Here is a 14,419-nt window from a genome sequence, read left to right on the forward strand (position 1 = left end):
CGAGACCTCAGGCCTTGGTGCCGTCGAGGTTGTCGTGCTCGTGCGACAGCACCTGCGCCACCGCTTCGGCATCCTTGCGCGCGCGGCGACCGCGTTCGGCGTAGAACTCGTCCGGCTTGCGGTCCAGCAGGTCGTACACCACCGGGATCACCAGCAGGGTCAGCAGGGTCGACACCAGCAGGCCGCCGATCACCGTGATCGCCATCGGCGAGCGCACTTCGGCACCTTCGCCGAAGGCCAGCGCCAGAGGCAGGAAGCCGAATACCGCGCACAGCGTGGTCATCATGATCGGCCGCAGGCGCGAACGCGCGCCCTCGACCAGTGCGGTGCGCTTGGCCACGCCTTCCTCGCGCAACTGGTTGACCTTGTCGATCAGGATGATCGCGTTCTTCACCACCAGTCCGACCAGCAGGATCACCCCGATGAACACCACCACCGAGGCCGGCGATCGCGTCACCAGCAAGGCGGCCACCGCACCGACCAGCGCCAGCGGGATGGTGAACAGGATGACGAACGGGTGCAGCAGCGATTCGAACTGCGAGGCCATCACCAGGTAGACCAGGAAGATCGCCAGGGCGAACGCGAACAGCAGCGAGCGGATCGACTCGTCCAACTCCTGGCCCTGCCCACCGATGCGCATGGCGATATCGGTGCCCAGCGGCGTTTTCGCGACCATCGCTTCGACCTCGCGGATCGCGGTGCCCAGGTCGACGTCGCGCAGGTTGGCAGAAATGATCGCCACGCGGCGCTGGTCGGCACGATGGATCTCGCTGGGACCGGTGGTGGCCACGACCTCGGCCACCGACGCCAGCTCCACCGGCGCGCCACTGCCCGGATTGACGATCAATCGGCGGATATCCTCCACCGACGCACGATCGCTTTCCTGCGCACGCACCAGCACGTCGATCTTGCGGTCGCGGAAGCTGTAGCGGGTGGCCACTTCGCCACGCACCTTCTTGACCACCGCGTCGGCGATCTGGCGCGTGGTCAGGCCCAGTGCGGCCGCGCGGTCCTGGTCGAACAGGATCTGGATCTCGGGGAAGCCCTGCTCCACCGTCGATTTCACGTCGGCGTAGTGCGGGTTGGCGCGCAGCATCGCGGCCAGCTTGCCGCCTGCTTCGCGGATCCCGTCCAGGTCCTGGCCCTCGACCTCGATTTCCAGCGGCGGCGACAGGCTGAACAGTTCGGGGCGACTGAAATCCACCTGCGCCGACGGCTGCGATTGCATGCTCTTGCGCAGCGCCTCGGTCAGCGGCCCCTCGGCATCGTTGGTTTCCATCACCACGCTGAGCTTGCCGATGTTCTCGCCGCTCTCGGTCGGGCTGGCGTCCAGCCGGGTGCCGGTGCCGGACACGCCGTAGAGCACGCGCACGCCATCGTCCTTCGCGTGCTCGGCCTGGATCTTGCGGACCAGTGCGTCGGTCTGCGCCAGCGGCGTGCCGGGCGGCAGCTTCGCGGTCATCTCGAAACGATCCTGCGCGAGTTGCGGGATCAGGTCGGTGCCCAACATCGGGATGGCCGCCAAGGTCAATGCGAACGCGATACCGGCCACGGCCAGGATCGGCACCGGACGCGCCAGCGCCGAGGGCAGCATCTTCAGGTAACCACGTTCGGCGCGCGCATACGGCGCCATCGCGATGTCGCTGGCCTTGCGCATCACCGGCCCGACCACCGCAGCGATGCCGCGCCACACCCGCACCACCAGCCAGGCAATGCCGAAGAACGTCCAGCGGAACACGCCGCCGATGCCCTTGCCGGCATACGACGCCGGCTTCTGCCAGGTCTTCGTCGGCTGCCACTTCGCCTGCGCGGCTTCTTCCGGGAAGCCCATCGGCGGGCGGCCCTTCAATGCGCTCAGCATCGGGATCAGGGTCATCGCCACCACCAGCGACACCGCGATGGCGATCGCCACGGTCAGCGCCTGGTCGCGGAACAACTGGCCGGCGATGCCCTGCACGAACACCAGCGGCAGGAACACCGCGATCGTGGTCAGGGTGGACGCGATCACCGCCATACTCACCTCGCGGGTGCCGGCGATGGCCGCTTCTAGGATCCCCAACCCGCGTTCGCGCGCCTTGGCGATGCTTTCGAGCACCACGATCGAATCGTCCACCACCAGGCCGGTGGCCAACGCCAGTCCGCCCAGCGACATCACGTTGAGGCTCAAGCCCAACTGATCCATGAAGAAGAAGGTGGCGATGATCGAGACCGGCAGCGACAGGCTGATCACGAACGTGCTCCACGCGTCGCGCAGGAACAGGAAGATGATCAGGATCGACAGCAGGCCGCCGATCACGGCGTCGAACTTGACGTCGCTGATCGCGTTGCGGATGAAGGTCGACTGGTCCTCGATCACGGTCAGCTCGATGTCGGCCGGCAGCTGCTCGCGGATCTGGGTGAGTTTCGCTTCCAGCGCATCGGCAGTGGAGACGGTGTTGGCGTCGCCTTCCTTGTAGATCGCCAGTTCGACCGCCTCGCGACCGTCGAGGCGGATGATCGCCTCGCGTTCCTTGTAGCCCTGGCGCACGTCGGCCACGTCGCGCAGCCGCAGCGCCTGGGTACCGCCCGCGGCGCTGCCACCGCCCTGCGAGAGCGCCGCCATGACGCTGGCATTGCCGCTGGCCGCTGCGACCCGCATCGCCTGCTGGGTCGCGCTGTTGTCGGCACCGGCGGTGCGCGTGGTCAGCAACATGTTGCCGATCTCGTCCACGCTGGCGAACTGGTTGACCGTGCGCACCAGATAGCGCTGCGAGCCCTCCTCCAGCCGACCGCCGGAGACGTTCACGTTCTCCTGCTGCAGACGGCTGATCACCTGGTCCAGCGACAGCCCGAACTGGGCCAGCCGACGCTGGTCCACGTCGACCTGCACTTCGTCCTCCAGGCCGCCGCCGACCTTGACCGCGGCCACGCCGTCCACCGTCTCCAGCTTGCGCTTGAGGTCGTCGTCGGCAAACCGGCGCAACTCCATCAACTGGCGGATTTCCTCGACGCCTGTGCCTGCCTTCTTCGGCGACAACGCCAGGCGGATGATCGGCTGGGTCGAGGGATTGAAGCGCAGCAACACCGGCGGCTCGGCATCCAGCGGGAACTGCAGCGACTCCATCTTGTCGCGCACGTCCAGGCTGGCCTGGTCCATGTCGGTGCCCCAGGTGAACTCCAGCACCACGTCGCTTTGCCCGGTGCGCGATATCGACTTCAGCTTGCGCAGGCCCTTTACCACGCCAAGCGCTTCTTCTGCGGGTTGCGAGATCAGGGTCTCGATCTCGGCTGGCGCAGCGCCTGTGTAATCGGTGCGCACGGTCAGCGTGGGATAGCTCAGGTCGGGCAGCAGGTTGACCTTCAGGCTGCTGAGTCCGATCAGGCCGAACAGCACCAGGGTCAGGGTCATCATCGCCACGGTGACGCGGCGGCGGGTGGAGAACTCGACCAGGCTGAACCCGGCGGGCGCGGCCAGCGGATCGGGCGCGTCGTGGTGGCCGTTGTTCGAACTCATTTCGCGGCCTGCCCCGCAGTTGCGTCGGACTTCGCCGCGGGCGCAGCCGCGTCCAGAACCTTCACCGCACTGCCTTCGCGCAGCGCCGACTTGCCGGCCACGACCACCGCGTCGCCTTCCTTCAGGCCCTGGCGCACTTCGACCCACTGGCCCTCGCTGTAGCCCAGCTTGAGCACGCTGCGCACCGCCTTGTCATCCATGATGGTGTAGACCGTGGGTTCATTGCCGTCCTCGAGCAATGCATTGCGCGGGATCACCAGCGCATTGGCGCGCTGGTCATAGCTGATGCGCACACGGCCGAACATGCCGGGTTGCAGCATGCCACCGCCGTCGAAGGTGGAGATGACCCGGAACGTGCCGCTGCCGGAATCGACCACCGGCGAGACCCGGTCGATGCGGCCCTCGAAGGTCTTGCCGGGCAGCGCATCCGCGCTCAGCTGCACGGCCTGGCCGGCCTTCAGGGTTTCGAACTCGCGCTCCGGCACGTTGAGGGTGGCTTCCAGCCGCGAGGTGTCGACGATGCTGAAGATCGGCGTGTTGATCTGCACGAAGTTGCCCGGCTTGATCTCGCGGGTGGCGATCACCCCGGAAATCGGCGCGGTCACCGTGCCGTAGCCCAGTTCCAGTTTGGCCAGGCGCAGGCTGGCGCGCGCGTTCTCCAGGTCGAAGCGCAACTGGTCGACATCGTTGGCGCTGACCATCTTCTGCTCGGCCAGCTGCATGGCGCGGCGATAGTTCGCTTCCAGCTTGCGCACCTGCGCATCCGCCTGCGCGACCTGCAAGGTGGCGCGGTCGCGGTCGATGCGCACCAGCACCTGGCCAGCGCGGACCTGCTGGCCGACATCGACCAGCACCTGAAGGGCAATGCCCGAGGTCTTGGCGACCACCTGGGCCTCGCCACGCGCTTCCAGCGCCGCGGTGCCGTTGTAGCTGGCGGCGATCGGCCGCCGCGCCGCGCGGGCGACTTCGACCGGCACTGCTTCCGGTGGCTTGTTGGCATCGGCCTCGCCGTTGCCGTCCTTGCCGGGGCCACCTTCGCCCTTGCAGGCCGCCAGGGCAAGGACCAGCGCCAAGGTGGCGAGACGGGCGATCGGAAGTGAGCGGCCGTGGCGGGAGGCGGGGGCCGGGGCGATGTCGTGCATGTGGGGAGGCAACCAGTCTGGTGTTGTAGTCAAGTATCTCACCTGCCACGGGTGCGCCGACATCCGCCGAAGGTCATGGTCGAGCATCGTCGTGTGCAGCGTGGTCCACACGCGTGTACAGCCATTATCAAGCCTTGGATTCAATCGTTATACTTGCGCGATGCATGCCGCTCGCACGGCATCCAACCCGCTCAACGAATCCGGAACCGCCACATGATGCGACCGTTGTCGATCGCCGCCAGCCTTGCCTTGGTGCTCGTCGCCTCTGCCGTCACCGCGCAGAACGCCGCCGCCCCGCCCGCCAGCGATCCCGCCGCCACACCTGCCGCAACGGTGCCAATCGCCGCTCCGGCCGCTGCTCCAACCGCCTTGAGCGGCGACGCCACCCGCGGCAAGGGCCTGACCTATACGTGCCGCGGCTGCCATGGCGTGGAGGGTTACAAGAACGCGTACCCGAGCTACCACGTGCCGAAGCTGGGTGGCCAGTCCGAGGTCTATCTGCGCAACGCGCTGCTGGAATACCGCGGTGCCAAGCGCAAGCACCCGACCATGCAGGCGCAGGCGGAGAGCTTCTCCGAGCAGGACATCGCCGACATCGCCGCCTACCTGTCCAGCATCAAGTGACCCGCGCCATGACCAAGACTTCCATGACTCTGCTCGCCATTGCCTGTGCTCTGGCTCTGTCCGCCTGTGGATCGGAGGCACCCGCCGAAGGCGAGCACGCCGCCGAGGCGCACTCCTCCTCGTCCGCGGGCATCCCGGCCGGCAACATCGATGCCGGCAAGGCGCTGGCCTCGAAGAAGGGTGCTGCGTCCGGCCAGGCCTGCGTGGACTGCCACGGTGCCGATGGCAACAACCCGATCGATGCGACATACCCGAAGCTCGGCGGCCAGTACGCGGATTACATCGAGCACTCGCTGATGGCGTACCGCTCGGGCGACCGCGGCGGCAGCACGACCACCGACCTGATGGCCAGCCAGGCCAAGGAACTGACCGACCAGCAGATCGCCGACCTCGCGGCTTACTACGGCAGCGTCACCGGCCAATTGCGCGACCTGCACAACGCCGAATAAGCCGTCACCGGCAACGCGTCGAATCGAAGGGGCCGCAAGGCCCCTTTCGTTTGCGCGATGCAGTGGCCACGAACAGAAAGACCCGGTCTCGCGGGCTTCGCGCCTGGAGGGGACCGGGTCCGGGATGCCGAAGCGATTCTCCGGGGAGCCTTGCGCAATCCGAAGTTTTTCTTCGACGACCGCAGGCTACGCCTGCGAATGTTAGTAATCGGCTAAGCAATCCCCGTTCAGGGAGCCGTTCGTCGGAACGGCCACCAACCGCGCCCGCACTGCGCATAGCGGTCGGCCGCGCGCTCGAAACGGTTGCGCACGCTCACCCCGCCGAACACCAGATACAACGGCAGGAACAGCGGCCCCAGCACCATGTACTGGTACACATGCGCACGTTCGTGATCGCCGATGCGGATCGGTGCTTCATCGCCCAAACCGGCGTGATGCGCATAGGTCAGGCACGGTGAATCCAGGGTGTCGCCGGTATGCAGGATCACGTTGCCCAAGGTCAACGCGCCGCCCTTGCCCCAGGGCACGCGATGGAACACCAGCGCCAGATCCTGGCCACGCCAATGCCAGTGCGCACCGCCGGCGAGCGCCGCACTGCCGGCAACCAGGCCGAGCAACGTGTTAGGCGATGTCCACACCGCCCCCAGTACCTGCAGGCAACGCAGCAGCCAGCGCGGCGGTGCGTCCACGTGGTTCAACGCGAGCGCTTGGCCAACCACTCGTGGATGGTCTGCGGCACTTCCTTCTGCGCGCGGCCGGAGACGTAGATGCCGATATGGCCGCCCTTGAACGAGAGTTCGGTGTAGTCGCGCGTCCCGGCCAGGTCCTTGAGGGCGCGCGAGGCATCCGGCGGCACGAGGTGGTCCTGCTCGGCGAAGATGTTGAGGATCGGCATTTCCACCAGACCCAAATGCACTTCGCGGCCGCCGACTTCGGCACCGCCCTTGACGAAGCGATTGCCCTGGAAAAACTGGGTGTTGAATTCGCGGAAGGCTTCGCCGGCCTGGTCAGGCGAATCGAAGATCCACTTCTCCATGCGCAGGAAATCCTCCATCGCTTTCCTGTCGTCGAGGATGTCGACCATGCCCACGTACTTCTGCGCGAACAGCCGCCACGGCTTGAGCATCAGGTAGGTCAGATTCATCATGTCCGCCGGGATATTGCCCAGCGTGTCGACCAGCAGGTCGACGTCGATTTCGCGGTTCCAGTTCGACAGCATGTTGTCCGCGGTGTGGAAATCCACCGGCGTGACCATCGTGATCAGGTTCCTGACCTTGCGCGGGTTCAGCGCCGAATAGCACAGCGAGAACACGCCGCCCTGGCAGATGCCGAGCAGGTTGACCGATGGCAACCCATGCGCCTTGCGCACGTAGTCGACGGCACCGCCGAGGAAGCGCTCGATGTAGTCCTCCATCGTCAGGTACTTGTCGCTGCGATCCGGGTAACCCCAGTCGATGATGTAGACGTCCTCACCGCGCTCCAGCAGGCCCTTCACCAACGAACGGTCGGCCTGCAGGTCGACCATGTACGGCCGGTTCACCAGCGCGTAGCAGACCAGCATCGGAATCTTCGCGCTGGGCGCGCGTTCGCCGCGATAGCGATACAGCACCACCTTGCCGTCGCGCCAGACTTCCTCGCGCGCGGTGGCGCCGAAATGCACATCGCCCATCTCGCGCAATGTGCCCAAGCCTGCTCCCAGCTTGCGCTGGAATTGATCGGCTTCCTGCGCCAGCGATTCCGCAGTGATGTTCAAGGGACCGGTCATGTCAGCGCTTCCTGCGATTGGCGGGTGCAGACTTGCGAGCGGGCTTCACCGGACTTGCCGCCTTCTTTGCCGCCGGCTTCGCGGTTTTCTTCGCGACTGGCTTGGCGGCTTTCCTCAAGGCGGGTTTCGGCTTTGCAACCGGCTTCGCCGCAGCCTTGCGCACCGGTGGTGGCGATGGAGCGTCATCGTCCGCTTCGGCCTTGCGCTGGATGCGCCGAACGAGGCGTTCGAGTTCGGCGATCTTGCGATGCGCGCTGTCCAGTTCCGCGCGACCCGGCAGGCCGGCCATGCTGGCGTTCTGTTCGATGATCGACTGCATGGCGCTGCGCAGGCGCATCTGCGTGTTGACCAGCGTGCCGTAGGCATGCCGGTACTCGACCGACAGCGCGGTCTCGGCATATGCCTCTTCCGCCGCATCCACCCACAGGTCGAACAGCGCACGCACGCTGCCGATCTGCCGGCCCGGTTCCTCGCGATCGATCAGTTTCGATTCGAAGCGCGCGAACGCATCCTGCGAGACCTTGCCCAACAAGGCGTGGTAGGCGCCGAGCGCCTGCTGCCAGTCGAGTTGCGCGCGCGCCACGCCCTGCAGGCGTTCCTGATGCTCACGGGCGAAACCGAACGTGGGCATGCCGAGGGTGGTCGCGGCTTCCTTGTGCATCGACTGCAACCACGGTGCCGCGGTGTCGCTCCACTGCTGCAGCTGTTGCATGCCGGGACCCTGCATGCCGTCGAACAGGGTCTGGAACAGTTCGCTGCCATTGCCGCCGATCAGCTTGCGCCAGGCCTCGGCGACATCGCGCGCGCTGTGGTTCTGGCCGGCGAACTGCGCCGCGACCTGCTGCATCTGTCCGTACCAATGCTGGCTCTGGCGATTGAAATGGCCCAGCACGTCATTCACGCCGCTGCTGCCGCCACCACCGACGCTGCGCGTCCAGCCATCCATCGCATCGCGGAACCCTTGCAGGCCGCCCATCGAACCCATCGCGCCGAAGCCGCCCGTGTTCGGCGTTGCCGTGCGCGCAGCGTCGCCCCACATGTCCCAGTATCGGCGCGCTAGCGCTTCGAAATCATTGCTGTCGTGTGCCATGTCAACTCATCCGTGGCGGTTGCCTGCATGCTAGCAACGCACCGCTGACATCGCCATCGCGCGACTCAAGGCTTGGGAATGCGGATGGTCTTGCTGATCATCAGCGAACCCGACAGCGCGAATACCAGCACCAGCGGATGCAACTGCCACGGACCGAGCTGCAGCATGCCGAACGGCAGCGCGGCACCGATGCGATCGCTCCACGCCAGCCACGCCAGCAGGCCGACGATGGCCACGCTGGTCGGGATCGGCGTGCCCTCGAAATACGTCACCTTGTCGCCGCCGTCGGCGAGCGTCTCCGCGGTGACGTTGTAGCGCGCCAGTCGGCTCACCCCACAGCCGACGAAATAGCTCAGCACGATCCAATCCCAGCCGCCCTGCAATCCGCAGGCGTAGGCCAAAGCGGCCGGTGCCACTCCGAAGCTGATGACGTCGGCCAAGGAATCCAGTTCACGCCCGAGGGTGGAAGACACCTTGCGCCAGCGCGCAATGCGCCCGTCCAGCGCATCGAACACGAAGGCCAGCGGGATCAGCGCCATGCCGATCAGCAGATATCGGACGTTGCCGTCCTGCAGGAAGCGCATCGCCGAGAACACTGCACCGGTGCCGCAGAAGGCATTGGCCAAGGTGAACCAGTCGGCGAGATGGAAATCCCGCAACATCGAAAAATGACGCTGTTTCATCGGCCGCTCCCGCGCGTGGATGCGACCAGCCTGCCAAAGCCGGCGTGAAGCCTGCAAGCACGGCTCAGCGAGGAAGCGCCAAGTTCTCGCTCGAGAGCGGCTTGCCCGCACGCGGCACGGTGGCGATCACCGCATCGACCGGCAACGCGCCCTTGCCGTCGAGATGCGCATCGACGCGATCCAGCGCCTCATACACATACGGCAACAACGGCAGGTAGACCGCCTCGTACTGCGGGAACGCGAGGAACGCATCGAAGTGCTGCGCGTTGCGTACCTGCCAGTAGCGCACGTCGCGGCCTGCGGCCTGCGCCATCGCCACATACGGTGCGCTGGAGAACGCCTGCGGCACCAGGCCATCGTCGGTGCCGTGCAGCACGATCACCGGCAACCCGGCGCGAGGCAACCCGGCGCGTGTTTCGGCAATGCCCTTGCGCACGCGAAGCGCATCGGCGCTGTCGCCGATCCACAGGCCGCGCAGGCATTGCAATCCTTTCAAACCGAGATCGATGGCCGGGTCGGGATCGACGATGCCGACGCCCGCACCGGGCGGGATACCACTGGCATCGGCCCACCATGACGCTCGTTCGACATCGGTGGCGGTGCGCGGTGACAGGTCGGCCCCCAGCGCCGAATAGCGATAGCCGCAGGGATGTGCATCGGCAACATAACGGCCATAGGCAGATGCATAGCCCACCCCGATTGCACGCCACAGATCGAAACCGACGCTGATCGAACCCGCGCGCAAGGCCGCATTGGTCCAGCCGCTCGCATGCAGCTTCGCCAGGGCGTCCTGCTGCTGTGCCTTCAAGTCTGAACCGGACAACAGACCTTGCGCCGCCAGCGCAGCGCACTTTGTGTCCGCACCCGGTGCTGCGGGAAGTCCCAGCGCAGGCAAGGCGCAGGGCATCAGCAACGCGGCCTCGGTGGTGTAGTCGTAGAGGTTGCGCGCACCGTGGCCTTCGACCAGCACGTTCGGTTCGCCGGCGACGACGGCATCCAGCCAATCGCCTTCCAGTTCCGCCGCACGCAATACCGCGCCGCCACCATTGGAAATACCGACCGCGATCACCCGCGTGTTGGCGAAGGTGAAGCGCGCCTGCCCCGGCAGTTGTTCGTTGAGCGTGGCCAGCGCGAATTCGGCTGCCTGCTTCACATGACGGCCCCAGTCGGCCTCCGGGTTGTCCTGCGAATGCGCGTGCTTGTAGGCGATGCCGCTGGCAGCCGCCAAAGGCTTGAACGCCAATGCAGCATCCGCGCCCGCGACCTGTCCGGCGGCGTCGATGCCCTGCCCGGCATCGGCATCGAAGTAATCCGTCCCCGCGCTCTTGTCGGTATAGACCACCGCGCAGCCACGCGGCAGCCCCCATGCACCGGCCACCGCGATCGCGCCATAGATCCCCCGCGAACCGGACGAGGCCGCGACCACCACGCAGCGCTTCGCCGTGTCGAAATCGTCCGGCAACTGCAGCAACACGCGATGCGTTTGGCTCGCGCCTGGCAACGTCGCGAACGCGCTGAACTCGCGGCCGGGCACGCTGGCCACGCTGCCGTACAACTCACCATAGCCGCCGCCGAGCGCGATGTCGGCGATGCCGCGCCAGTTCGCCCACAGCGCGCGACGGCGCAGTTCCTCTGGGGCCGGATGCGCGGCATCGACAAAGGCCGGCGGCATCATCGCGCGCAAACCGGCCAGGCCCAGCCCCGCGGTGAGCAGGTCGTCCTGACCGCGGTGGTCGCTGTTGCGTGGCTGGCTGAACATGCGGCTTCCAGATGTCGACGTGGTGCTGGCGCAGGCACCGAGCAGGAGGATCGTGGCGATGCAGGCACAGGACTGGAATCTGTTCATGCCGCGACCTTAGCGATTGCGCGCCGCCGCCGCATCGTACCTTCGTACCACGGTCGCCACGTCCCGCCACCCGGCACAGCCTGTTAGCGTATGCAGCTGACGCAATGCAGCAAGGACGACATGCCATGACCGATCGCTTCCTCGAAGGCCGCAACGCACTGGTGACCGGCAGCACCTCCGGCATCGGCTTGGCCATCGCCCAGGCCCTCGCCACGGCCGGCGCGAAGGTCGCGATCAATGGCCTTGGCAGCGCCGAGCAGATTGAATCCGCGATTGCCGATGTCGATGCCGCCGGCATCGGGGGCACGAAACATTTCGGTGCAGACCTGCGCCATCCCGACGCCATCGAAACGATGATGACCGAACTGGCCACATGGTCCGGCGGCGGGATCGACATCCTGGTCAACAACGCCGGCATCCAGCACGCGGTGCCGCTGCACCAGATGCCGGTTGCGAAGTGGAACGACATCATCGCGATCAACCTGTCGTCGGCTTTCCACACGATGCGCGCAGCGATGCCGGCGATGGCCGAACGCGGCTACGGCCGGGTGATCAATGTCGCCTCGGTGCACGGACTGGTGGCCTCGAAGGACAAGGCGCCGTACGTGGCCAGCAAGTTCGGCATCGTCGGACTGAGCAAGGTCGCCGCGCTGGAATACGCCGCGCAGGGTTCGCGCGATTCCGGCGGCATCACCGTCAATTGCATCTGCCCGGGCTGGGTGGAAACCCCGTTGATCGAGCCGCAGATCGAATCACGCATCGGCGGTGGCACGCGCGACGATGGCGTGCGTGCCCTGCTCTCCGAGAAACAGCCCAGCCTGCGCATGACCCTGCCCGCCGAGATCGGCGCACTGGCCGTCTTCCTGTGCCGCCGCGAAGCACACAACATCACCGGCGCGGCGATGCCGGTGGACGGCGGCTGGACCGCGCAGTAAGCAAACCGCCATGCCCTCGCCGCCATGCCCCTGATCCTCGTCGCCGACGACCATCCGCTGTTCCGCGCTGCGTTGCGGCAGGCCGCGCGCGATGCATTGGGCGACGTGGAATTGCTGGAAGCCGGCGACCTCGACGGCGTGCTGGGCACGCTGGATGCGCAGCCGCAAGTCGACCTGGTCCTGCTGGACCTGCACATGCCCGGCAACCACGGCTTGGCCGGGCTTGCCGCGGTGCGCGCGCAGCATCCGGGCGTCGCCGTGATCGTGGTCTCCGCCAACGACGATCCGCGGGTGGTGCGGCGTGCGCTCGACCACGGCGCCGCCGGTTACCTGCCGAAGAGTGCCGGTCTCGATGAACTGCGCGATGCGATCCGCACGGTGCTGGCCTGCGAGACCTGGCTGCCGGCGATGCTGCGCGCCAGCGTGTCGCGCGCCGCGTCGTCGCCGCAAGATGCCGACCTGGCCGCGCGCCTGGCGAGCCTGTCGCCGCAGCAGTTCCGGGTGCTCACGCTGGTCGCCGAAGGCCTGCTCAACAAGCAGATCGCCGACCGCCTGGACGTGCAGGAACGCACGGTGAAAGCGCACCTGACCGCGATCTTCGAACGCCTCGGTGTGCGCAACCGCACCCAGGCCGGTGTGGTGCTGCGCGAACTGGAACTGTCGGATCCGGCGCGCCAGCTGGAAAGCTGACGCGCCGCAGCGGCATCACATCGTCGCGGCGTCGATCACGAAGCGGTACTTCACGTCGCTCTTGAGCATGCGCTCGTAGCTCGCCTCGATGTCGTCCGCGGCGATCATCTCGATCTCCGCCACGATGGCGTGCTCGGCACAGAAATCCAGCATCTCCTGGGTCTCTGCGATGCCGCCGATCAGCGAACCGGCGAGCGACTTGCGGCCGAAGATCAGCCCCATCACGTTCGGGCTGGGGTGCGGCGAAGCCGGCGCGCCGACCAGGCACAGGGTGCCGTCGCGCTTGAGCAGTGCGATGAAGGCATCGAGCACGTGCGGCGCAGCCACCGTGTTGAGGATGAAGTCGAAGCTCCCGGCGTGCGCGTTCATCTGCGCCGCATCTTTCGAGATCACCACTTCGTCGGCACCGAGATCCAGCGCTTCCTGTCGCTTGCCTTCGCTGGTGGTGAACGCAACCACGTGCGCGCCCATCGCATGCGCGATCTTCAGGCCCATGTGGCCAAGCCCGCCGATGCCGACGATGCCGACCTTCTTGCCCGGGCCGGTGTTCCAGTGACGCAGCGGCGAATAGGTGGTGATGCCGGCGCACAGCAGCGGCGCAACCGCAGCGAGTTGGTCGGCGGGGTGGCGGATGTGCAGGACGAACTTTTCGTCGACCACGATCCGCTGCGAATAGCCGCCCAGCGTGTGGCCGGGTGCATCCGGCGTCGGCCCGTTGTAGGTGAGGACCATGCCCTTCTCGCAGTACTGCTCCAAGCCGTCGTTGCAAGCCGGGCACTGCTGGCAGCTGCTCACCAGGCAGCCGACGCCGACCGTGTCGCCGACCTTGAAGCCGCCGACATCGCTGCCGACCGCACTGACGTGGCCGACAATCTCGTGTCCCGGCACGCAGGGATAAAGGGTGCCCGGCCATTCCGAACGCACCGTGTGGAGATCCGAGTGGCAGACGCCGCAATAGGCGATGTCGACCTGCACGTCGGTCGCGCCGGGCGCGCGGCGCTCGATGGCCAGCGCTTCGACGGGCTTGTCCGCGGCATGTGCGCCGTAGGCTTTGGTGGTCATGACGGAACTCCGGGAAAGTGTCCCCGAAGTATGCGCCATCGATTATCGCCGCGCGGCCTTGTGGAAGAGCGCAGCCGACGTGAACCACAGTGCTGCGAAGGCTCCGCTGAGCATGCCGCCTTCCATCGAGCCAAGCGCAAGCGCATACCCGCCTGCGAGCAACTGGGCGATGCCCGTGGCCACCATCGCGCGCGCCATGCCAGCGGCCCGCAACTGCCCGAGCAAGGCACCGGTCGCACCCACCAGCAGCACGCCGGCGAACACCGCGTTGGCCATGTTGTCCTCATCGCCGATGATGCCGACCGCCAGGTTGATCCAGACCAGCAGGAAGCCGAGCACGATGGCGATCGCGAAACCCAGCCGATACGCGCTGCTGCCCGACATCCGCACCGCCACTTCGTAGGCGAGGCAGCAGGATCCCAGCAAGACGCCCATCACGATGAAGTCGAATGCCGTCCAGAGCACGCCTTCGACGCCCAGCTGCATGGCGATCGCCGGCAGCAGGAGCAGGCCTGCCGCCGTGCCCCACACCGCCAATCGCCACGGGTTGCCCTTGCCTGCGTTGTCTTGCTGCATCTGCGCCGCCATCGTCATGTCCCCGCGTGAATGTGACGCCAGCATCCGCCCGCACGGCGAAGAT

General features: G+C 66.6%; 13 protein-coding genes. 4 read left to right on the plus strand and 9 right to left on the minus strand.

Going from position 1 to position 14,419, the window contains the following annotated elements:
• Positions 1 to 7: 7 nt before the first annotated feature.
• On the minus strand, positions 8 to 3,493 hold the full coding sequence (locus H9L16_RS13575; RefSeq protein WP_187552193.1) for an efflux RND transporter permease subunit: 3,486 nt from the start codon (positions 3,491 to 3,493) through the stop codon (positions 8 to 10).
• Complete coding sequence (locus H9L16_RS13580; RefSeq protein ID WP_187552194.1) at positions 3,490 to 4,635, minus strand: efflux RND transporter periplasmic adaptor subunit; 1,146 nt, start codon at positions 4,633 to 4,635, stop codon at positions 3,490 to 3,492. The genes H9L16_RS13575 and H9L16_RS13580 overlap by 4 nt, the downstream gene beginning before the upstream one ends.
• Before the next feature lie 216 nt (positions 4,636 to 4,851).
• Between H9L16_RS13580 and H9L16_RS13585 the strand changes: the two genes are divergently transcribed.
• The gene (locus H9L16_RS13585) at positions 4,852 to 5,259 is read left to right on the plus strand and encodes a c-type cytochrome (RefSeq protein ID WP_187554196.1); all 408 of its coding nucleotides are present in this window, start codon (positions 4,852 to 4,854) and stop codon (positions 5,257 to 5,259) included.
• A gap of 8 nt (positions 5,260 to 5,267) precedes the next feature.
• Positions 5,268 to 5,708: a c-type cytochrome gene (locus H9L16_RS13590; RefSeq protein ID WP_187552195.1), complete on the plus strand. Its 441-nt coding sequence runs from the start codon at positions 5,268 to 5,270 to the stop codon at positions 5,706 to 5,708.
• Between the two features lie 227 nt (positions 5,709 to 5,935).
• Here the strand turns inward: H9L16_RS13590 and H9L16_RS13595 are convergent, their stop codons facing one another.
• The 5 genes from H9L16_RS13595 to H9L16_RS13615 form a co-directional block, all read right to left on the minus strand.
• On the minus strand, positions 5,936 to 6,397 hold the full coding sequence (locus H9L16_RS13595; RefSeq protein ID WP_425507273.1) for a hypothetical protein: 462 nt from the start codon (positions 6,395 to 6,397) through the stop codon (positions 5,936 to 5,938).
• Positions 6,398 to 6,402: 5 nt separating this feature from the next.
• Positions 6,403 to 7,473, minus strand: coding sequence for a class III poly(R)-hydroxyalkanoic acid synthase subunit PhaC (locus H9L16_RS13600; protein ID WP_187552196.1), 1,071 nt, complete (start codon positions 7,471 to 7,473; stop codon positions 6,403 to 6,405).
• A 1-nt stretch (position 7,474) separates the two neighbouring features.
• The gene (gene phaE / locus H9L16_RS13605; RefSeq protein ID WP_187552197.1) at positions 7,475 to 8,563 is read right to left on the minus strand and encodes a class III poly(R)-hydroxyalkanoic acid synthase subunit PhaE; all 1,089 of its coding nucleotides are present in this window, start codon (positions 8,561 to 8,563) and stop codon (positions 7,475 to 7,477) included.
• Positions 8,564 to 8,628: 65 nt separating this feature from the next.
• Positions 8,629 to 9,246 carry a CDP-alcohol phosphatidyltransferase family protein gene (locus H9L16_RS13610; RefSeq protein WP_187552198.1) on the minus strand — a complete coding sequence of 206 codons (618 nt, stop codon included), beginning with the start codon at positions 9,244 to 9,246 and terminating at the stop codon, positions 8,629 to 8,631.
• 64 nt (positions 9,247 to 9,310) lie between these two features.
• Entirely contained in the window at positions 9,311 to 11,092 is a 1,782-nt protein-coding gene (locus H9L16_RS13615) for a 3-hydroxybutyrate oligomer hydrolase family protein (protein ID WP_187552199.1), read from the minus strand.
• 125 nt (positions 11,093 to 11,217) lie between these two features.
• On the opposite strand from H9L16_RS13615, the gene H9L16_RS13620 reads away from it, so the two are divergent.
• Both H9L16_RS13620 and H9L16_RS13625 read left to right on the plus strand, forming a co-directional pair.
• A complete protein-coding gene (locus tag H9L16_RS13620; protein WP_187552200.1) occupies positions 11,218 to 12,027 on the plus strand; it encodes a 3-hydroxybutyrate dehydrogenase in 810 nt (269 codons plus the stop codon).
• 24 nt (positions 12,028 to 12,051) lie between these two features.
• Positions 12,052 to 12,717 (plus strand): response regulator transcription factor, encoded by a 666-nt coding sequence (locus H9L16_RS13625; RefSeq protein ID WP_187552201.1) that lies wholly within the window; start codon positions 12,052 to 12,054, stop codon positions 12,715 to 12,717.
• Positions 12,718 to 12,732: 15 nt separating this feature from the next.
• Here H9L16_RS13625 and H9L16_RS13630 read toward each other — a convergent pair whose 3' ends face one another.
• Entirely contained in the window at positions 12,733 to 13,779 is a 1,047-nt protein-coding gene (locus H9L16_RS13630; RefSeq protein WP_187552202.1) for an NAD(P)-dependent alcohol dehydrogenase, read from the minus strand.
• Between the two features lie 42 nt (positions 13,780 to 13,821).
• Complete coding sequence (locus tag H9L16_RS13635) at positions 13,822 to 14,355, minus strand: hypothetical protein (RefSeq protein ID WP_187552203.1); 534 nt, start codon at positions 14,353 to 14,355, stop codon at positions 13,822 to 13,824.
• Positions 14,356 to 14,419 lie beyond the last annotated feature (64 nt).

This window comes from Thermomonas carbonis (assembly GCF_014396975.1).
Lineage (GTDB): Bacteria > Pseudomonadota > Gammaproteobacteria > Xanthomonadales > Xanthomonadaceae > Thermomonas > Thermomonas carbonis.

Excerpts from the sequence above, each read along its gene's own strand:
- H9L16_RS13575 (WP_187552193.1), bottom strand. The coding sequence starts at position 3,493 with ATGAGTTCGAACAACGGCCACCACGACGCGCCCGATCCGCTGGCCGCG.
- H9L16_RS13580 (WP_187552194.1), bottom strand. The coding sequence starts at position 4,635 with ATGCACGACATCGCCCCGGCCCCCGCCTCCCGCCACGGCCGCTCACTT.
- H9L16_RS13585 (WP_187554196.1), top strand. The coding sequence starts at position 4,852 with ATGCGACCGTTGTCGATCGCCGCCAGCCTTGCCTTGGTGCTCGTCGCC.
- H9L16_RS13590 (WP_187552195.1), top strand. The coding sequence starts at position 5,268 with ATGACCAAGACTTCCATGACTCTGCTCGCCATTGCCTGTGCTCTGGCT.
- H9L16_RS13600 (WP_187552196.1), bottom strand. The coding sequence starts at position 7,473 with ATGACCGGTCCCTTGAACATCACTGCGGAATCGCTGGCGCAGGAAGCC.
- phaE (WP_187552197.1), bottom strand. The coding sequence starts at position 8,563 with ATGGCACACGACAGCAATGATTTCGAAGCGCTAGCGCGCCGATACTGG.
- H9L16_RS13610 (WP_187552198.1), bottom strand. The coding sequence starts at position 9,246 with ATGAAACAGCGTCATTTTTCGATGTTGCGGGATTTCCATCTCGCCGAC.
- H9L16_RS13615 (WP_187552199.1), bottom strand. The coding sequence starts at position 11,092 with ATGAACAGATTCCAGTCCTGTGCCTGCATCGCCACGATCCTCCTGCTC.
- H9L16_RS13620 (WP_187552200.1), top strand. The coding sequence starts at position 11,218 with ATGACCGATCGCTTCCTCGAAGGCCGCAACGCACTGGTGACCGGCAGC.
- H9L16_RS13625 (WP_187552201.1), top strand. The coding sequence starts at position 12,052 with ATGCCCCTGATCCTCGTCGCCGACGACCATCCGCTGTTCCGCGCTGCG.
- H9L16_RS13630 (WP_187552202.1), bottom strand. The coding sequence starts at position 13,779 with ATGACCACCAAAGCCTACGGCGCACATGCCGCGGACAAGCCCGTCGAA.
- H9L16_RS13635 (WP_187552203.1), bottom strand. The coding sequence starts at position 14,355 with ATGCAGCAAGACAACGCAGGCAAGGGCAACCCGTGGCGATTGGCGGTG.